The organism is Spirosoma endbachense, assembly GCF_010233585.1.
GTDB classification, from domain to species: domain Bacteria; phylum Bacteroidota; class Bacteroidia; order Cytophagales; family Spirosomataceae; genus Spirosoma; species Spirosoma endbachense.
Window position 1 is genome coordinate 3,774,623 of the sequence record NZ_CP045997.1, and the last position, 18,655, is coordinate 3,793,277.

Genomic DNA, 18,655 nt, shown 5'->3' on the forward strand with positions numbered 1-18,655 from the left:
TTTAAATTCGCCTAAGGTTGACATCTTTGCATAATCATTCCGGCATGGTATCGTTCATATTACTAGTTCGTCCTATTAAAAACTCATTAAATGACTGTTTTCCAGAGGGTATTTTCGGTTTTGCTTGTCTGGGTGTCGACCACGACGCTACGTGCACAGCAACTCCAGACAATCGACCGGATTTATGACCCTAAAGTTCAGACTGTATTACTGTTTCCGCAGGTAAGTGCAAACCCGAATGATCCGTCACTGGCCTTGAATCCTCCCATTATTTCGCTTGATGAACAGGTTGCCCTACAACTGGAATTTGACGATCTGACGGCCGATTACCGGTCATTTCGTGCCCGCCTTGTTCACTGTAATGCCGACTGGCAAAAGTCAGTCCTGAATGATATTGAGTTTACCTACGAATATAACGACAATCCAATCACCGATTACCAGGTATCGCTGAATACTAAAATTCCGTATTATCACTATCGCTTCACCATTCCCCGGGTGAAACTGCCCGGCAATTATCTGCTGGTGATCTATGATGAACGGAATCGAACTAATACGATTCTGACGCGTCGATTCTGCACCTATCAAAACCGGGTAGCCATAGCCGCTAGTGTTCGTTTTTCAACGGACCCATCCCGGCAGTTTTCTGATCAGCAGATCGATCTGGCCATTAACTACAAAGGCTATCAGGTTATATCTCCGCAGGATGATTTTAAAGTAGTTATCCGCCAGAACTACCGCGATGACCGGGTTATTCGCGGCCTTCGCCCGACCAATGTGCAGGCTTTTGACCAGGTTATTGACTATCGTCTGATCGATTTAAGTAATACGATGCCGGGAGGGAATGAATTTCGATTTTTCGATACACGAACCGTACTGTCCCGCGCCAATTATATCGAACGAATCGATCGGAATGCTGACCACAATGTTGCGTATGTCCAGGTAGATCAGCCACGAAGCCGGGGGCCTTATATCCAGAGTGATGATTTCAATGGTTTTTTTGTGATCGATCACCGCGAAACGGGCAATGGACAAACAGGTGCCGACTACATTGAGACGGTCTTTACGTTACGCATACCCGAAGCGCCGGGCGTGAATGTATACGTCAATGGCGCGTTCAATTTCTGGGAGTTAAATGACCGAAATCGGATGTCGTTTGATTCGGTTCTGGGCGCTTATCGGGCTTCGATTCTGCTTAAGCAGGGCGTTTATAACTACGACTACATTGTGCAGACAACGACCGGGCAGCCCAAGGTCGATGAGAATTACATTGAAGGCAGCTTTTCGTCGACCGAAAATGACTACGAAGTATTTGTCTATCACCGGCCGCCCGCATCCCGTGCCGACCAACTGGTTTCGTATCAGAAAGTTGGCGTAAATAAGCGAAAGTAGAAAGTAGGGCGGATAGGCAAAACAGTCCGCCCTACCTGTGCTGTTAGGCGCTGTGGAGGAATTCCATAATATCGCCGTCCTGAACGATGTATTCTTTGCCTTCAACGGCTAATTTACCCGCTTCGCGAACACCTGACTCGGTCTTGAACTGCTTGAAGTCGGGGAGTTTCATTACCTGCGCCCGTATAAATTTTTTCTCAAAGTCGGAGTGGATCACCCCAGCGGCCTGTGGTGCCTTCCAGCCTTTATGGATCGTCCAGGCACGAACCTCCTTAACGCCCGCAGTGAAGTACGTAATCAGGCCAAGCAGGTGATAAGACGCTTTGATGAGTTTACTCAAACCCGATTCCGTTAAGCCATATTCGCCGAGAAACAGTTCACGTTCTTCGGGTTCTTCCATTTCGGCAATCTGCGACTCGATTCCTGCACTGATCACGATAACCTCAGCGCCTTCGTCTTTAACCGCTTCCCGCAGTGCATCCGAATACGCATTACCGTTGGGCAGAGACCCTTCATCTACATTGGCTACATAAATCACCGGTTTCACCGTCAGCAGAGAAATGTCGCTAATAGCCGTTTCGCGCTCTTCGGGCGACACCTGCACTGTACGGGCACTTTTGCCCGATTCGAGGGCTGTTTTATACAGTTTCAGAATCTCCAGTTCGGTTTTTGCTTTGGCGTCACCCACCCGAGCTGCCTTATCGATCCGCTGGATTTTTTTATCGACCGATTCCAGATCTTTCAACTGAAGTTCAGCATCAATAATTTCCTTGTCCGATATGGGGTTAACCTTACCTTCAACGTGAACGATGTTATCGTCTTCGAAACACCGGATAACATGAACGATGGCATCAACCTCCCGAATGTTTGCCAGAAATTTATTGCCTAACCCGGCACCCTGACTGGCTCCTTTAACCAAGCCGGCAATGTCGACGAACTCAATGATGGTTGGCACGACCTTTTGGGGCTTCACCAGTTCTTCGAGCGTATCCAAACGTTCGTCGGGCACGGTTACGACCCCAACATTTGGTTCTATTGTACAGAATGGGTAATTGGCGGCTTCGGCCTTCCCACTCGAAATTGCGTTAAAAAGCGTTGATTTACCCACATTTGGCAAACCCACGATACCACATTGAAGTCCCATAATTAATTAAAAATGAGTGAATGAGTGAATGAGTGAATCAGGCACCGTAGGCTATTCACTCATTCGCTCATTCACAATTCACTCATTGTTTTTGCAAAATTACAACAAAAAAAGCCTTCGGCGCGGAGCCAAGGCTGATGAATCAGGTAATGAGCCTGGTACTGGTCAAAAGCAAGCGTGTACAGTTAAATCATGAACGAAAGTTTGTCGATAAAAAATTCATTTATTCCCACTTCAATTCGCTGGCGAAGTCGTCCTGTTCATCGCGTTGCGCAAACTGCGAAAAATCGACATCGGGCATGAGCTCACTTTTAACGTGTTCTACTGTTTCCTGAAGGGCTTCGATAAATTTATCAAAGTCTTCTTTATAAAGAAAGATCTTATGTTTTTCATACACAAACCCATCGCCCTGCGGGTGTCGTCGGCTCTCGGTAATCGTCAAATAATAATCGTTGGCACGAGTCGATTTGACGTCGAAAAAATACGTCCGTTTACCTGCCCGAACCCGCTTGGAATAGATCTTTTCCCGTTCTCTTTCGTCCACAATCAGTGAGGTTTAGTACATCGTAAAGGCTAAAGATACGGGCAATCAGGGCAGAACAAAAATAATGGCCGTAAATATATTTCGGGGTCATTTTGCCCCGAAAAGCGGTAAGGTTGTAGAGCCCATTCTACAGTTTTTTGACTAAATGCTTGGTAGTTAGGTTCATTTGAGCTATCTTTGTTTTATAGGAATTGCACTTTTTGGGGACGGAGGAGATCGGAAGATACAACTGATTGGCCTTCGTTTATTTTTTCACGTAACCAAAAGCTGTATGAGTTATATCATGTCCCTTATGTTGTTTTTTAGCAATATAAAATCGGCGGAGGCTCTTCCGAGCCTCATACAGAAAGGCAAAGCGTCTTTTTATTCCAAGAAGTTCAATGGTCGTAAGACCGCTTATGGCGAGCGCGTTAGCGCGTTAGCCCTCGAAGGTGCCCACCGTTCACTACCATTAAACACGTTAGTCGAGGTTACTAACCTCGATAACCACCGTTCGGTAATTGTACGAATCAATGATCGGGGCCCATTTTCAAGAAGTCGTGTGATCGATCTTACTCACGCGGCTGCTCAGGCACTGGGCATGGTTTCTAAAGGTGTTGCCAACGTATCGCTTCGCGTCGTTGGCAAAGGACAAGCTTTAGCAGCCTTAGTGCCTTCATCACCCTTTAACACACCCGATGCTTTCCAGCCGTTGCTGGAGCCTGTGTTGTGATCTGATGCGGACCTGAGGTCCGCATTCTGCTGCCGAACCGTTCAACGCTCATCCGTGCAATTCCTGACGCGGGCGTTGAACGGTTTTTTTGTTATCCGCCATATCATTTGTAGCTTGTAGACACGCTGGCAGTTTATCGCTTCGTTAGTTAATCAACGACAAAAAATATGAAACAAACGCTTAATCTGGGGCAGGTCCGCTCGTTTGGTAATGTCGAGTTTCTGGCCCGTCAGCTAGTCGAAGGATTTATTACTGGTCTACATAAATCGCCTTTCCATGGGTTTTCTGTCGAATTTGCCGAGCATCGACTTTATAATACCGGCGAAACAACCCGCCATATCGACTGGAAGGTCTACGGAAAAACCGAAAAACTTTTCGTTAAACGCTACGAAGAAGAAACGAATCTACGCTGTCACCTTCTGATCGATACATCGTCGTCGATGTACTATCCCGAGTCGAACTATGGCAAGATGACATTCAGTGTGATGGCCGCTGCCTGTCTGGCGTATATGCTTCAGCGTCAGAAGGATGCGGTCAGCCTGACTACCTTTGCCGATACGATTGACTTGCAGACGCCGGTAAAATCGACCCCTTCGCACGTTCATAAATTGTTTACGCAGCTGGATCAATTGATGCTACAGCCTAAGCCCCTTCGCAAAACATCGGCGGCTGACGTAATTCATCAGGTTGCCGAAAAGATCAATAAACGGTCGCTGGTGGTAATCTTTAGTGATATGTTTGAAAATGCCGATAAGGCCGATACGTTGTTTTCTGCTTTACAGCACCTGCGGCATAACCTCCATGAGGTTCTGTTATTTCACGTTACGGACAAAAAAACGGAGGAAGAGTTTGCCTTCGAGGAACGTCCCTATGAATTTATTGACCTCGAAACAGGCGAGAAAGTAAAGCTTCAGCCGAATCAGGTTCGCGAAACCTACCAGCAGGCGGTAAAATCGTATTTTCAGGATTTGAAAATGCGTTGTGGGCAGTACAAAATCGATTTTATCGAGGCCGATATTGCCGAAGGATTTGATCAGATCCTGACGTCTTATCTGGTGAAGCGAACGAAAATGAAATAACCCGGAGGGAATGATAGAGTGATTAATTGATAGAATGATTGAATAGCCCAGGCATACACTATTCAATCATTCTATCAATTAATCACTCTATCATTTTTTTACGCTTGCCTTTGCATTGGCTGGAGCAACAGCGGGCTTTTGCGCACCTTGGGCAGCATGCTGGCGTTTGTGGAAAAGTACGAAGTCTTCGATTTGCTCAACAGGGAGTTTGCGGGCAATAATCTTCTTGTTTTTATCGAGCACATACACGGTCGGCGTTGTCCAGACGTCGTATTGATGCCGATAGTCCGTTCGTGACGCAAAATCATAGCCGTTGATAGCATTCCCCAGTTTGAATTCGCGGATAAACTTCTTCCATTCTTCCGGAGTTTGATCAATGGCAATGGCTACAACTTCTACGCCCTTGCCTTTATAGGTATCAACGAATTTCTGGAGTTTCGGCGCGCTCTCACGGCAATGGCCACAATGTGGATCATAAAAGAAAACGACAGTGTAGTCAGACTTGATGTTCTGGAAGGCGACCGGCCGACGTAGTGTATCGCTGACCACCGGTGCCGGAAGAATCTTGCCAACTAACAACGGTTTCAGCGTCTTGACGCGATCACCAATGTTCTTGATCGTTGACGAATCGGATACGGGCATGATCCCCGTAGCGTAGTACTTCTCAAACATGTGGACAAATAAGCCGTCCGTTCCCATTACTTTGGGTTGTTCATACTGACTGGTAATGTACCAGACGGTGTAGGATAGTATTTCTTTGCTCTTACCTGCTCTTGCCTTTCCTACCATGAGGTCAGCTTCTTTAATGAGCGAGTCAGGCGATTGTACGGTTAATTCCTTAAGGTAACGGTCAATTTTTCGTTGCAGAATGGGTGTACGAACAAAACGCTCGTCGGCAAAATCGTAATCATCCCAGAAGTGGCTTTTGAAATAATTGAATACCCATACTGAATCGGGCCGACCATTAGCCAGTTTGGGAGCTGGTGGAACGTCGGGTTCGGCCGATGCTTTTATCAGTTTAACGGCAAACGTGTTGTTATTTTCTTTAAAGAACTGCTCGCGGTACGTCTGCGCCTTTTTCTGCAACTCGCTCATTTTCTGGTTCACCATGGCAGCCGAAGCAGCATCATTGCGCAGTTTCTTCTCTACTTCCAGAACTTTTGCTTCGTCATAAAAACTTCCAAGCCCCTGCTGATAGGTGTAGAACAGTTCGTTCTCTTTGGAGCCGGTAACTTTCATATTTTTGATGACATTGGCCGTATCAGTCGCGAACGAAAATTCCTGATCGTTCGTCATCAACAATTCGATATAGCGATTTTTGGGCGTTACGGCGATATAAAGCCCTTCCGGAAGGTGCTTCTTGCCCTCAAAAACCATATTGCCGTTGCCATCGACGCGAGCGGTATCTTTCGGAATATACTGACCAGCACCGAAGTAGTGAGCCAGTACGCAGGTTGTATCCTTTATTCCCTGAATATGGGCCGTGATTTTGAAACCCTCAGATTGAGCCGGAGGGTTAGTAGATTGCGCCTGTAGACAGGTTGTGAGAAACAAGCCAAACAGAGCGGTAAGTAGGAGATTTTTCATACAAGCGGATGTGTATCTTCGCGGCTGAATAGAGACAAATTTACATGATTTAGTTCAGGAATTTATCCTCTACAAAACGCCTGCCACGCTAACAATAGTCTATGTTTTATTTCTTTTCTAAAACACTTTATTACCTGCTGACGCCAGCGGGCTGGCTCCTTGCTGCCTTAGTGCTGGCATTGGTTACGAAAAAGCCCGTCGTTCGACGTCGGATGATTGTTGTTGCGCTCGTCGTATTCTATTGTTTCGGTAATGCTTTTCTGATCAATGAACTGGAATTGTGCTGGGAATATTCGCCAGCAACCGTGCCTTTGGATTCAACCCAGAAAGTAGCTGTTGTGCTTACAGGCGGTATAATCAACGTTTCAATAGAAACCCCCGATCATCGATTTCTATTGAGTCATGAAGCCGATCGGCTTGGGCAGGCATTGTATTTGTATAAGAAAGGAGCCGTCCAGAAAATTCTGATCAGCGGTGGTTCGGGCGATTTACCGTTTCAGGTGAAAAGCGTTAGTAATGAAGGTCAGCTGTCGGCTCAATTTCTTGTGTCGGCGGGCGTTCGCTCAGCAGATATTGTATTAGAAAACAAATCGAGAAATACGCACGAGAACGCGGTGTTTTCGGCGAAACTATTACGCGAACGATTTCCGAAAAGCCAATATGTATTGGTAACATCAGCTTTTCATATGCGCCGTGCAGTCGGTTGTTTTCGGAAAGAAGGCATTTCAGTGCTTCCTTTTCCGGGCGCTTTTATGAGCGGTCGACGTTCATTTATGCCTAGCGAATGGCTATTCCCCAATGAAGATGCCTTCTCTGATTCTTACTTTTTAGTGAAAGAACTAGTGGGGTATTCTACGTATTGGGTAGTCGGCTATATCTAATGGGATAATGGATAATTTAGTTATTCAAGCATCATCCATTATCCCATTACTTATAGAGCTTTCGTTGAGAAGCGTGCCACGGTTATTATTTAGGCTCATAGTGACCGTGGCACGCTTCTCAACGAAAGTCCTAACTTATTTAAACGCTCAGTATCTTCACCATGCGAAGCAGGTCTTCGTTGATGGGCTTCGGCAGACGGATCGTATCGCGGAAGGGCGTATAAACCAGCTCGTTATTAACGATACCGGCCATAACGTTCTTTTCGCCGTTCATTAAGCCCTCCAGGGCGCCAAGACCCAGACGACTAGCCAAAATGCGGTCATAGGCGGTTGGAACGCCCCCGCGCTGGATGTGTCCCAGCGTCGTTACGCGCATATCGATGTCTGATTGTACCTGCGCGCGAATCTTCTCGGAGATTTCGGTAGCGTTCCCTTCCTCTTCACCCTCAGCGATAACGATGATGGATGATGATTTCTGGCGGCTCCAGCCCGATTTGAGTGTTTCAACAACTTCCGAAATAGGCGTCAGTACTTCCGGAACCATCACTAGTTCGGCCCCGCCCGCAATACCCGACTGGATGGCAATGTATCCCGAATCTCGGCCCATTACCTCAATAAAAAAGATGCGGTCGTGCGAATCGGCCGTATCGCGAATTTTATCAATAGCTTCCAGCGCCGTATTCACAGCCGTGTCGAAACCGATCGTATAGTCTGTTCCGTAGAGGTCATTGTCGATGGTGCCGGGAGCGCCAACTGTTGGAATACCGTATTCGTCGTAGAAAATGGTGGCTCCGGTAAATGTACCATTCCCACCAATTGCGACTAATCCTTCGATACCAAACTTTTGCAGTTGCTCGTGGGCCTTGGTGCGGCCTTCGGGCGTCATAAATTCTTTACTACGGGCCGATTTCAGGATGGTACCTCCTCGTTGAACAATGTTGCTCACCGAGTGGGAGGACATCTGAAAAATATCACCATTTATCATCCCGCTGTACCCCCGGCGGATACCAAATACTTCGAGACCGTGATAGACCGCTCCCCGGACAACGGCCCGGATACAGGCGTTCATACCCGGCGCATCACCACCCGAGGTAAAAACAGCAATTCGTTTCATTGATCAAGTCTATTTTTTACAGGAAAAGGACAAGAACTTAGGGTTTTCTTGTAATAAACCCCGCAAATTTATCCGCATTTCACAATCTAAAGGCATGCTTCTGACAATTTCCCCTTTCATTCCTGTAATTTTCATAAAAACTATAGAATAGAGGGCAAATGAGCAGAAGCATTTAAAAAACCCGAAACACTTATCGGGTCTGTCTGGCTCTATAAACCAGAGCGCGCCATACGATACGACCGTGGTTTAAAAGAGTTGGTAATAAACCGAAATGCGACACGAGTACTGTAAAGCGATCAAGAAGTGATTGCCGGTGTTGTTGTACCGATAAGCCACCTACTAAATACTTACATAACACAAAAGGCAGGAATTCTATTTTTTGGGCCGCTTTCAAACAATTTATTTCCCAGTCCAGGTCGGCACTCAGGTTATTGACTGAGTAATCTGGTGCAATGGATCGCCGGGCAACAAAGGCCTGATGGCAGACCTTCATGCCCATGCTCATATCCTGCCAGGTTAATTTTTTCGGTAATGCATGCGGAGTAACTTCACTCCTGAGACCAACCGCGGCCCCCGAATGCTGGCCACCATCGTCACGGACGAAAAGCGCGTCGCTGTAATACACATCTGCCTGACTGTTTCTAATTCGAGCCAACAGGTTAGATAGTGTTTGTGCATCATATAATTCATCGCCTGCATTCATGAACCATACATACTCGCCGGTAGCGCGGTGTAAGCCCTTGTTCATGGCGTCGTAAAGCCCTTTGTCGGGTTCTGATACCCATTGGGTAATAGAACGCTCATAACGCTTAATAATTGGCAGTGTTCCATCTTTTGAGGCTCCATCAACCACAATGTATTCATAATCGGTTGCCTCCTGCGTCACAATACTCTGGATCGTGCGTTCCAGAAACCGCTCGGCGTTGTAGGTGATGGTAATGATGGAAACGGTTGGCATTTTTTAATGAGTGAATGAACGAAAGAGTGAATGAGTGAAAGAGTGAATGAGATTTGTCGTTCTTACACTCATTCGCTCTTTCACTCATTCACTCATTAATTGGCTATATAACTCAATATGCTGTCTGGCGACTACGTCTTCGGAAAAGCGTAATTCGGCCGACTGACGGGCAGCCTCGCGTAACATTTCCGGGTGTTGATGGGTCAGAACAAAGGCCATACCGTCTGCCAGCTGTTGTACCGACTCGATTTCTGCCAGATAGCCGTTCTGCTGGTGGTCGATCATTTCGGGAATGCCACCTGTCCGAAAGCCAACAACGGGCGTTCCGCAGGATAAAGCCTCAATAACAGTATTAGGCAGGTTGTCTTCCAGCGAGGGTACAACCATCGCATCAGCTGCGTTATAAGCCGCAACAATATCGTCTTCAGTCGTCAGAATACCGAGGTGCCGTACTGTAAAAGGCAGCTCGGTGAACAGATAGGAACGGCCTTTCCCAAAGATCAGCACTTCGAGTTCCAGATCGGGGTGTTGCTGATGCAGCAGGGTAAGAGCTTCCGCGAAATACCGAAAGCCTTTGCGTGAATCCGTTACATTGGCGCTGCCGAATAAGAGCCGGGGTTTGTCAGTATCTGGAATCTCAATCTGGGCATTGGCTACGGAACGGTCAATAGGCCGAAAGATCTCCTGATCGATTGCGTATGGAATGATCGTGAACGGGAAGGATCGTAGCAGCTTACTGCGGATTCCGTCATCCGATAACCACCGGCTTGGGGGCGTAAAATGGATGTTGGCATCGGCGAATACTTCTTTTTTCTTCTCGAAGATTTTGTACGACAGATCGTGCTCGCCCGGTTTTTTAAGATACGGGCATTGCCGACACTGCGTCAGAAAATGATCGCAGCCACGGGAGTAATGGCACCCACCCGTAAACGCCCACTGGTCATGAAGCGTCCAGACTATGGGTTTGCCCAGATCGATCAGCGCACGCAAGCCATCAAGAGACAGAAAGCCAAAGTTGATCCAGTGCAGATGCAAAATATCCGCTTGCTGAATAGCCTGATGGAAGTCCAGAGTAGCGCCAAATGCGGCTGGTGAGAACTGAAACCGAACCGAATGGTCGCGTTCGTAGGGCAGAAAATACAATCGTTCGGCCACAAATCGACCGAAAGCGGTTTGTTCGGCCAGGAAATTATTGGCCAGATACATAACGCCCGGCGCTGGGCGGTGTTTTTCCTGACGGTTCGACGTGCCAACCAGTAGCGTGCTTTCGACCGATCCGCCGAACTGCCCAGCTTTCAACAAAGCCTGATGCAACCGGTTGGCAGCTACGGCTGCTCCGCCAAAAAGATGGTAGGTGCTCAGGTGCGTAACTCTCACGGGCGGTAAGCGAAAATATTTAGTTGCAGATCCATCACATCATTGCCGCGGTAACGGTGGTTAATGAACGGTCGAACACGCGATTGGTTGCTGTCTATATAATAGCGGAATCCATTTTCTTCCAGAATCTGCACAACCGTTCCGAGGGTTTGTGGATGCCCGATGTAGGCATGATATTCGATGAACAGATTGCGAACGTGGGCCAGCGCATCACGGCAGTCGATCAGAACATCGGTCTCGGCTCCTTCAATATCAATTTTTAACATATCGACATGGAGTTCACGCAGCAGATAATCCCGCAGACGAACCGATGGCACCCGCCGACGATTGGTTTCTGAGAATAGCGAGGCCGAATCAGCTTCGCCACTCCCGAAATCGATGCCCCCTTCATTGATCCAAACTGCCTTATTGACAACCTCAATGCCTTCGATCCGATTAGACGTTAAGTTCTGGTTGAGAACGGCACCAATGTCGGGATCGGCTTCAAAAGCAACAATCCTGGATTTGGGGTAATTCTGCCGGAAATAAGCCAGACTTGAGCCAATGTTAGCCCCGCAATCCAGAATGACTGGCTCGGCCGAATCTGTCTGAAAACGGTACGATTCGTCGGCAAAAATCTCTTTAAACTGCCACACAAATGAAAGCGCATCCGGCACCTGAAAACGGTAACGCAGAAACGGAATCGTACCGCTCTGGTGGCGCGGCCGACCGGCATACCGAAAAAATAGCCACAACAGATGGCGTCCATTGGACGTCTGGACCGCTCTGTACAGGTTCGTGAAGAGATAGCGAAAAAACCACATAAATGCCTAGGAATACGAAAAACCAATGCCAGCTCCAGGATACCAGTGTTCTTTTGGAACCTCCTGATAATAAACGAACCTCCGCCCTACCTCAAGCGACAACCGCGCCAGTACGCCCGTTTCGTGGGCATTGTCGCTTAAAAGAATTCCGGTTGGACTCAGTTTTGGTAATACAACCCGGTATTCATCGTGTTCATACTGCGACGAATGATCGCTGTCGTTGATAAACAGATCAATGGGGTCACTGAAGGCTTTCAGGCTGGTAAGTGAGTCACCATAAAGCACTTGCCCCACTTCCCGATACTGACCATCGAGCAGATAACCCGCTTTGGGTGCAATGTCGGTGCCATAATAACGACCCGGTTTACCTTCGGCGCGATTACGGAGCAGTGCCGAGCAAAGCAAAACGGCCCCTAACCCTTTATCGACACCCGTTTCGATCACGACACCGGGTTTGCGAATCCGTACGAGCGCATACCAACCCAGCCGCCGACCAAATTCGACGCGCAGGTCGGCCACCCGACGATAGGACGAGGTTTTGGTTTTTTCCAGGATATACTGACGGAGCACATCATCGGTCTGGGCTTCCCGAATATAGGTTAACACGGTTTCTGGTTTAACATTAGCCACCACGGCCACAGTATGTGCCAGATACAGAATGTTATCCTCCGTTAATTCGTAGGTGAAGTTGGTATCCTCTCGTGAGGTTACGCTCCAGCGCAAAATTTGTCTGTACCGGTAATTATAACTTCGGCTGGCCTGTCTGATTCGGGGCAAAAAGTTAACGACGGGAGACTTACGAACTTTATACAGGAGATCGAGGCCGAATAGTTGGATAAGGAGTTTCCGCATGGTATAACGGGAGGGTATGCTTTGTTAAGCGTTTAATTTTTTGATGCGTTGCCAAACGGAATTCATTAATTCGCTGGCATCGGGTGATAGATTGAACACATAAACGCCTGCCAGAAACAGCGCCGTAATGGCCGACGAACGTAATACAACATCGATGCCTAATAGCAACCATGAGCCCGTAGCATGTGGTACCAGTTCAACCAGAAACCAGACTAGGGCAGCTAGCGCAATAACTGCCAGGTTACGCCAGGTGAATGGCTGAAGGCCAAACTTGATCCCAACCAGCACTGTCCGGGCAAAATTATACAAGAATGTGGCCAGCACCGCACCTACAGCTGCTCCATTCATCCCGTATTGTGGAATTAGCAGCTTATTGGCCAGGATAGTAACGAAAATCAGCAATACGAAAAAGACAGAATCGTAGGCATAATACCGGGATGTGCCCAAAATTACACCGTTAACTCCGGTCGCCATATCGATCAGTTTGCTCAAACCCAGCCATAAGATCACATAATAACCCGCTTCGTAACCGGCTGGTAGTACGGCAAAAACAGTGGGCAAATTGACCGCTACGCCCACAAAAACAAGACAGCCCGCAATGAGTTGATTGAGGCAGCTTTTGCGATAGATAGTCATGATATTATCCATATCGTTAGCCTTCCACGATTCGGCAATGAGCGTGCCCGATACTTTGTAGAGTGCCGTGGCGGGTAAGGCAATCACACTGGCAAAGTAGGAAGCTGTACTGTATACACCCGTATCGTCGAGCCCTTTACTGGTACTGAGCATGGCTTTATCGATGGTCCAGATAATCTGGGTCGATAACGCAGTGGTTAGGGTGAGGGCTGAGTAGCGAATCAGATTGTTTCGCAGTTCGGGACCGACGGCGATGAAACGGCGGTTGAGGAAGAGCGACTCATCCTGAGCTACGCTATAAATCATCAGGATCATGGGTATTAGAAAGGCCAGTAGCCAAACGCCCAGAAACTGCGGAAACGTAACCCAGCCGAACCAGTAGAGAATGCCCGCCAGCAAAATAAGCACGCGCTGTACTAATTGCTGGAGCAGGGTGCCTGTAACGGGGTCATACAGGAGTCGGGCGTAATTGTCAAATACGGCAAAAAAAACCGTAAACAGCATCAGTGGAATGAGCAGATAGTAATAATCGACAAACAGCGCTGACTGAGTCTGATATTGCTCAATTACCCACGGGCGAGCCAGCCATAAAACCAGCGCACACAGGCAGCAGCCAAAGATGGTTGTCAGGGTCGCGATGAGTAGATAGCCGTTATGTTGCCGATCTATATTGCGGAAATACGGAAAGTACCGGCCACCAGCACTATTTAACCCCAGATTAGATGCCTGGGCCAGAACGAGCGACACCGAAACAAGCAATGACAGCAAGCCTACCTGTTCTTTACTGAAGAGATACAGAAAAAATAGACCCTGTGTCAGAAAGCCGACCCCTACCCCAGCATAGGAGTAAATTGAACTCTGAATGGTCTGTCGTTTAATTATACCCATTTGGTCAATGATTGAATGGCTAAGTGATTGACTAATTGAATAAGTGGATTCTATAATCGCCTATTCAATCAGTCAATCACTCAGTCATTCATAACTAAATTCCACTGCAACGCCGTTCCGGCGGCAATGTCGGTGGGGGCAGTTCTACCAAGGACATCGTCGTAGTAGCGCGTATGCAAGCCGTTTGCCGGACGGATACTACGCACGTTTTCGGGCGTAAACGGCTCGCCAGCTTTTACGTCCTTCACAACATAGAGCGAGCGCTTGAATTGCAGGCTTTTCTGCTCTTTAGGGGTTAAGGTGTAACTGACCTGGCCCATTGCCAGAAATGCCCGCTCCGTTTCGATGACTAAACTTTTCAGTTCGTCGGGTTCAAGCGAAAACGCAGAATCGACACCACCGTCGGCCCGCCGTAGCGTAACGTGTTTTTCGAGTACAACCGCTCCCAGAGCCACCGCTGCCACCGCTGCCCCAATGCCCATGGTGTGATCCGAAAGACCAACCGGAACATCAAACAATTGGCGCATGTGCGGAATCGTGAGCAGGTTTGTTGTTTCTGGTGTCGCCGGGTAGGTGCTCGTACATTTAAGCAGAATCAGGTCTTTACAGCCGTTAGCGCGTAATACCTTTACCGACTCATCGAGGTCTGCCACAGAAGCAACCCCAGTACTCATGATAACCGGTTTTCCGGTCTGGGCAATCTTTTTCAGCAGGATATGGTCTGTGTTCTCAAACGACGCAATCTTGTACAACGGGACATCGAGCGATTCTAAAAAGTCCACAGCACTTGTGTCGAATGGCGAGCTAAAGGCAATCATGCCCCGTTTCTTCGCATGGTCGAAAATCGGTTTGTGCCATTCCCAGGGCGTATAAGCCTCGGCGTAGAGTTTATACAGATTTTTATCGGCCCAAAGCGACTTGGCATCCCGGATGTAAAACTCTTCGGATGCGCCATTGAACGTGATCGTGTCGGGTGTGTAGGTCTGTAGCTTGAGCGCATGAGCGCCGGAATCGGCCACAGCATCAACGATTTCGAGCGCCCGGTCGAGCGACTGATTATGATTTCCCGACATCTCGGCAATAACAAACGGTCGATGCGTTGGGCTAATGGTATAATGGGCAACCTGAATCGGTTGATTTGCTGTCATAGTTGTTGAAACCGTATGAATCGTTTAATAGCTCCCGAAAACCCGTTTTTAGTTCATTGAAAGCGGTTCGGGCTTATACGGCCTTACTATAAACGAAACTTGGAACACCAAATTTACCGCTTTCATGCGAGAATTTGAACCCTGCTTTGGTAAACGAACGAATGGAGCCCTGATTATCAGGTCGGATATAGGCGTGAATGGTTATGGCTCCCCACTGTTTTTTACAGCTTTGGCACCCCTGGCTGATGATCTGGCTGGCGAATCCCTGACCTCTGAATCGGACATCGACCGATACGCCAACAATAATCTCGTCGGGCATATCGGCTATGGGAATTCGCTCGAATCGCACCTGGCCAACGGCCTGACTCGTTTCATTCTCGAATACCAGGAGCAACGCGTCGGGACTGACTAGTTTGCGTGAAAACCAGGTCGTGTGCGTCTCCAGTGTAATGGGCGTTGTATTGAACGACTGACGACGAGTTTCTGGATCATTGGCCCAGTCGAAATAAAGCCGGGCATCGGCAGGTTTAGCTTTTCGGCAGGTAAGCATAGGCGTAATGCTGACAAACGGGTTGCCCTGTTAACGTGTCAACTGATGAAACAACTCTCGAAACCGTTCGGGCGAACGACCATCGAAAAAGCGACGCTGATTGGCCAGCGACTCTGTTACGCTGTCGGGCGAGAACTGAAACGATTGTATGGATAGCTTCACTAGTTGATCCAGACCAAGAACGGGTGTTAACCGGGTCAGCAAGGTAGGAAAGTTGACCGACAAGGCCAGTTTCTCTTCCGAAAGAAATTGCGCCAGCCGCGCCTGATTGTCGGCAGTAACGACGGCAATCAATGGCCGATTAATGGCACAGACTTCATAGGAAATCGTACTACAGGCCGTAATCGCCAGACTGCATTGATACAGTTCCTGAGCCATCTGACTGGCGCTCAGGTTTTGTAGAATTGTCAGCTCAGGTAATTGAGTATGGAAAGCCTCAATCGATGGTCGGTTGGGATGAAATGGCCCTAAAACGATATGAACAGGTAGCGATGCATCAACCTGTCGAATGGCTTCCAGTACAGTTAGCGATATATTCTGAGGATCGGCACCACCCAAACTAACGAAGATGGGGCCGGCCTGGGGAGCTTCGCCGAAGCCTTCTGGCCGAAGAAATTCGGGGCGAAGAAGGGCGTAATGTGGCCCCAGATAAAACTGGGTATAGGATTCAGCCTCATAATCATTGGGCACAATGCCACCGGCATGATTAATGACAACATCGGCCACTTGCTGCCCTGCTGCCAGATCGTCAATGTAAACCAGCCGTTTCGCCCGCGAGCGTACAGTTTGCTGAAATACTTCGTCGAACGAATAACCGTCCAGCACAACAACATCCTGCGGCTCAACAACTTCCAGAAATGCTGGTAGCGATGATGAAGCGGGCAAGCTGATTACTTCGGCCTCTGCTTTCCCGATCAATGAACGAACATCCGGGGTTGGCTCGACAATGGCGAATCGCATCAGAAATTCACCTTTTAGCATGTCGATCAGGGCCAGACAACGCATCACATGTCCCAGCCCAATTTGTGCGTTGCCGTCGGCGCGAAAAAGCAGTCGTTTCATCAGCTATTTGCTAGGCAAAATTGGATGCATTATACATCCTGCATCAGCCGTAGTTTAAATTTGAACTCGGCAACCTGCCAGTCTTCTTCCGTGTCGATATCATGAGCCTCCATCTCCGGGACGATAATACCGCCCGAATGGTTTGTGATCAGGCGAAGAGTCTGCTCAAACGTTTTTGTGTTGAAAAAGTAAAACTGACCTGCATCGTGGTAGGCCGGTTCCAGGTCCTGCGACCGGGTTAGGGCATGTTCCGGTTGAAACCATTGTACTTTTTCGTCGTTCAGCAGCACCGCCCGCTGAATTGGAAAGCCAAATCGCTGAATCGGGTAAACGGTATCGAACTGTTTATTAGTAAGGGTTGAAAACGCCCGCTGAAGCAGAGTTGGTGTTATAAATGGTGCGGTAGGATATAGACAGCACGCATAATCATAAGTTGACCCTTTCTGTGCATATTGATTCAGTACCTCACCCAACACATCGGCAGTGGTAGCGAAGTCATTTGCCGTTTCCGCCTGACGCATAAACGGTACAGAAGCGCCATAGGTCCGGGCAATTCCGGCAATTTCTTCATCATCCGTAGACACCATTACCTCGCTGAACAGACCCGATCGTAGAGCCGCATCGATCACATAAGCAAGGATGGGTTTACCCAGAAAAGGCCGGATGTTTTTGCGGGGAATGCGTTTGCTGCCGCCCCGCGCCGGGATGATGGCTATATTGCTCATGCGCCTACAAATTCCTTCACCGATGCAATGACATACTCCTGCTCATCAGCTGTTAATGTCGGGAACATCGGGAGACTTAAGCAACGGGCATAATATCGTTCTGCATTCGGAAAATCGCCTGGTTTCCAGCCAAATTGCCGGTAATAGGGCATCAGGTGCACCGGTATGTAATGTACTTGGGCCATGATATTTTTCGTTCGCAGAAAATCGTATAACTCCTTTCGATCATCGACCTGGATGACGTATAAGTGATACGCATGGCTTACGCCATTTGGTGGAATAATAATTGAAACATGGGAGTTAGAGAACGCTTCGTCATATCGTTTCGCGATCTCCTGCCGACGAGCGAACATGGCATCAACTCGCTGTAGCTGGCTGGTTCCCAAAGCGGCCTGCATATCGGTAAGGCGGTAATTGTAGCCTAATTCCTGCAACTCCATATACCAGCCACCGCGCTCGGGCTCGCCGATATATGGTTCTGTCCATTCAGCTGGTTTGTTGGTAATGCCATGCGTGCGGAGCCGGAGCAGGTGCTTATACAAGGCTTCGTCATTGGTTGTTATCATGCCTCCTTCGCCAGCCGCAATGTGCTTGACGGGGTGGAAACTGAAAATGGCCAGGTCGGCCAGCGAACCATCGCCACAGCGACGGATGGTTCCACGCTGATCCGTAAACGACCCGCCTGGTGCGTGGCAGGCATCTTCCAGAAGCCATAAACCATAGTCATCAGCCAGATCACGGAAAGCAGCCATATCGACCGGATAACCCGCAAAATCGACTGGAATGATTCCCGAAAAGTACCCTTCAGGATGCTGTTCGAGCAAAGCCCGCACCGCATTTATATCGAGCAGAGCCGTTTCCGGATCAATATCCGCAAAATAGACCTCGCCACCACAGTAACGCACACAGTTGGCCGATGCCGAAAAGGTAATGGGAGTAGTAATCACCCGCGTTCCCGTAGTGACCCCAAGTGCCATGCAGCAGAGGTGCAGCGCGGCTGTGCCATTGGCGATGGCAACGGCATACTGGCTACCGATGTAGTTGGCAAAGGCTGTTTCGAAGGCGCCGATATGAGGGCCCTGCGTCAGAAACGGGCCGCGCAATACGTCGGCAACGGCAGCAATATCCTCGTCCGTTATATGCTGGCGACCGTATGGAATGGGGTGATTCATTCTGGATAAATGGATAAAGCATGTATTATGAGCG

The 18,655-nt window shown here is 48.5% G+C and carries 18 protein-coding genes; 4 read left to right on the forward strand and 14 right to left on the reverse strand.

Features of this window, described 5'->3' with window-relative positions; translation table 11 throughout:
- Window positions 1-90 precede the first annotated feature (90 nt).
- Window positions 91-1,389 (forward strand): type IX secretion system plug protein, encoded by a 1,299-nt coding sequence (locus tag GJR95_RS15095; RefSeq protein ID WP_162386658.1) that lies wholly within the window; start codon window positions 91-93, stop codon window positions 1,387-1,389.
- 43 nt (window positions 1,390-1,432) lie between these two features.
- Here the strand turns inward: GJR95_RS15095 and ychF are convergent, their stop codons facing one another.
- Entirely contained in the window at window positions 1,433-2,533 is a 1,101-nt protein-coding gene (gene ychF, locus GJR95_RS15100; protein WP_162386659.1) for a redox-regulated ATPase YchF, read from the reverse strand.
- 223 nt (window positions 2,534-2,756) lie between these two features.
- On the reverse strand, window positions 2,757-3,077 hold the full coding sequence (locus GJR95_RS15105; protein ID WP_162386660.1) for a DUF3276 family protein: 321 nt from the start codon (window positions 3,075-3,077) through the stop codon (window positions 2,757-2,759).
- 271 nt (window positions 3,078-3,348) lie between these two features.
- On the opposite strand from GJR95_RS15105, the gene GJR95_RS15110 reads away from it, so the two are divergent.
- Window positions 3,349-3,789, forward strand: a complete 441-nt coding sequence (locus tag GJR95_RS15110; protein WP_162386661.1) for a septal ring lytic transglycosylase RlpA family protein — start codon at window positions 3,349-3,351, stop codon at window positions 3,787-3,789.
- A 167-nt stretch (window positions 3,790-3,956) separates the two neighbouring features.
- Window positions 3,957-4,868 carry a DUF58 domain-containing protein gene (locus GJR95_RS15115; RefSeq protein WP_162386662.1) on the forward strand — a complete coding sequence of 304 codons (912 nt, stop codon included), beginning with the start codon at window positions 3,957-3,959 and terminating at the stop codon, window positions 4,866-4,868.
- A 90-nt stretch (window positions 4,869-4,958) separates the two neighbouring features.
- On the opposite strand, the gene GJR95_RS15120 is transcribed toward GJR95_RS15115, so the two are convergent.
- Window positions 4,959-6,455 carry a thioredoxin-like domain-containing protein gene (locus tag GJR95_RS15120; protein WP_162386663.1) on the reverse strand — a complete coding sequence of 499 codons (1,497 nt, stop codon included), beginning with the start codon at window positions 6,453-6,455 and terminating at the stop codon, window positions 4,959-4,961.
- Between the two features lie 101 nt (window positions 6,456-6,556).
- Here GJR95_RS15120 and GJR95_RS15125 point away from each other — a divergent pair, with 101 nt between their 5' ends.
- A complete protein-coding gene (locus tag GJR95_RS15125; protein WP_162386664.1) occupies window positions 6,557-7,336 on the forward strand; it encodes a YdcF family protein in 780 nt (259 codons plus the stop codon).
- A 139-nt stretch (window positions 7,337-7,475) separates the two neighbouring features.
- Here the strand turns inward: GJR95_RS15125 and pfkA are convergent, their stop codons facing one another.
- The 11 genes from pfkA to pseC all read right to left on the reverse strand — a co-directional run bounded on the left by pfkA (window position 7,476) and on the right by pseC (window position 18,621).
- Window positions 7,476-8,450, reverse strand: a complete 975-nt coding sequence (pfkA, locus tag GJR95_RS15130; protein WP_162386665.1) for a 6-phosphofructokinase — start codon at window positions 8,448-8,450, stop codon at window positions 7,476-7,478.
- A gap of 190 nt (window positions 8,451-8,640) precedes the next feature.
- A complete protein-coding gene (locus GJR95_RS15135) occupies window positions 8,641-9,408 on the reverse strand; it encodes a glycosyltransferase family 2 protein (RefSeq protein ID WP_162386666.1) in 768 nt (255 codons plus the stop codon).
- An 84-nt stretch (window positions 9,409-9,492) separates the two neighbouring features.
- Entirely contained in the window at window positions 9,493-10,785 is a 1,293-nt protein-coding gene (locus GJR95_RS15140) for a glycosyltransferase family 4 protein (protein WP_162386667.1), read from the reverse strand.
- The gene (locus tag GJR95_RS15145; RefSeq protein WP_162386668.1) at window positions 10,782-11,588 is read right to left on the reverse strand and encodes an FkbM family methyltransferase; all 807 of its coding nucleotides are present in this window, start codon (window positions 11,586-11,588) and stop codon (window positions 10,782-10,784) included. Before GJR95_RS15145 ends, GJR95_RS15140 begins: the two co-directional genes overlap by 4 nt.
- 6 nt (window positions 11,589-11,594) lie before the next feature.
- Window positions 11,595-12,440 (reverse strand): class I SAM-dependent methyltransferase, encoded by an 846-nt coding sequence (locus tag GJR95_RS15150; protein WP_162386669.1) that lies wholly within the window; start codon window positions 12,438-12,440, stop codon window positions 11,595-11,597.
- 24 nt (window positions 12,441-12,464) lie between these two features.
- Complete coding sequence (locus GJR95_RS15155) at window positions 12,465-13,964, reverse strand: lipopolysaccharide biosynthesis protein (protein WP_162386670.1); 1,500 nt, start codon at window positions 13,962-13,964, stop codon at window positions 12,465-12,467.
- A gap of 80 nt (window positions 13,965-14,044) precedes the next feature.
- A complete protein-coding gene (gene pseI / locus GJR95_RS15160) occupies window positions 14,045-15,112 on the reverse strand; it encodes a pseudaminic acid synthase (protein WP_162386671.1) in 1,068 nt (355 codons plus the stop codon).
- Window positions 15,113-15,185: 73 nt separating this feature from the next.
- Window positions 15,186-15,662 carry a GNAT family N-acetyltransferase gene (locus GJR95_RS15165; protein ID WP_162386672.1) on the reverse strand — a complete coding sequence of 159 codons (477 nt, stop codon included), beginning with the start codon at window positions 15,660-15,662 and terminating at the stop codon, window positions 15,186-15,188.
- Window positions 15,663-15,692: 30 nt separating this feature from the next.
- Window positions 15,693-16,724 carry a UDP-2,4-diacetamido-2,4,6-trideoxy-beta-L-altropyranose hydrolase gene (gene pseG / locus GJR95_RS15170; RefSeq protein ID WP_162386673.1) on the reverse strand — a complete coding sequence of 344 codons (1,032 nt, stop codon included), beginning with the start codon at window positions 16,722-16,724 and terminating at the stop codon, window positions 15,693-15,695.
- A 29-nt stretch (window positions 16,725-16,753) separates the two neighbouring features.
- Window positions 16,754-17,449: a pseudaminic acid cytidylyltransferase gene (gene pseF / locus GJR95_RS15175; RefSeq protein WP_162386674.1), complete on the reverse strand. Its 696-nt coding sequence runs from the start codon at window positions 17,447-17,449 to the stop codon at window positions 16,754-16,756.
- A complete protein-coding gene (gene pseC / locus GJR95_RS15180) occupies window positions 17,446-18,621 on the reverse strand; it encodes a UDP-4-amino-4,6-dideoxy-N-acetyl-beta-L-altrosamine transaminase (RefSeq protein ID WP_162386675.1) in 1,176 nt (391 codons plus the stop codon). The genes pseF and pseC overlap by 4 nt, the downstream gene beginning before the upstream one ends.
- Between the last annotated feature and the right edge of the window lie 34 nt (window positions 18,622-18,655).

Bases quoted from the DNA above. Each gene is read 5' to 3' on its own strand.
- GJR95_RS15095 (WP_162386658.1), top strand. From the start codon at position 91: ATGACTGTTTTCCAGAGGGTATTTTCGGTTTTGCTTGTCTGGGTGTCG.
- ychF (WP_162386659.1), bottom strand. From the start codon at position 2,533: ATGGGACTTCAATGTGGTATCGTGGGTTTGCCAAATGTGGGTAAATCA.
- GJR95_RS15110 (WP_162386661.1), top strand. From the start codon at position 3,349: ATGAGTTATATCATGTCCCTTATGTTGTTTTTTAGCAATATAAAATCG.
- GJR95_RS15115 (WP_162386662.1), top strand. From the start codon at position 3,957: ATGAAACAAACGCTTAATCTGGGGCAGGTCCGCTCGTTTGGTAATGTC.
- GJR95_RS15120 (WP_162386663.1), bottom strand. From the start codon at position 6,455: ATGAAAAATCTCCTACTTACCGCTCTGTTTGGCTTGTTTCTCACAACC.
- GJR95_RS15125 (WP_162386664.1), top strand. From the start codon at position 6,557: ATGTTTTATTTCTTTTCTAAAACACTTTATTACCTGCTGACGCCAGCG.
- pfkA (WP_162386665.1), bottom strand. From the start codon at position 8,450: ATGAAACGAATTGCTGTTTTTACCTCGGGTGGTGATGCGCCGGGTATG.
- GJR95_RS15135 (WP_162386666.1), bottom strand. From the start codon at position 9,408: ATGCCAACCGTTTCCATCATTACCATCACCTACAACGCCGAGCGGTTT.
- GJR95_RS15145 (WP_162386668.1), bottom strand. From the start codon at position 11,588: ATGTGGTTTTTTCGCTATCTCTTCACGAACCTGTACAGAGCGGTCCAG.
- GJR95_RS15150 (WP_162386669.1), bottom strand. From the start codon at position 12,440: ATGCGGAAACTCCTTATCCAACTATTCGGCCTCGATCTCCTGTATAAA.
- GJR95_RS15155 (WP_162386670.1), bottom strand. From the start codon at position 13,964: ATGGGTATAATTAAACGACAGACCATTCAGAGTTCAATTTACTCCTAT.
- pseI (WP_162386671.1), bottom strand. From the start codon at position 15,112: ATGACAGCAAATCAACCGATTCAGGTTGCCCATTATACCATTAGCCCA.
- GJR95_RS15165 (WP_162386672.1), bottom strand. From the start codon at position 15,662: ATGCTTACCTGCCGAAAAGCTAAACCTGCCGATGCCCGGCTTTATTTC.
- pseG (WP_162386673.1), bottom strand. From the start codon at position 16,724: ATGAAACGACTGCTTTTTCGCGCCGACGGCAACGCACAAATTGGGCTG.
- pseF (WP_162386674.1), bottom strand. From the start codon at position 17,449: ATGAGCAATATAGCCATCATCCCGGCGCGGGGCGGCAGCAAACGCATT.
- pseC (WP_162386675.1), bottom strand. From the start codon at position 18,621: ATGAATCACCCCATTCCATACGGTCGCCAGCATATAACGGACGAGGAT.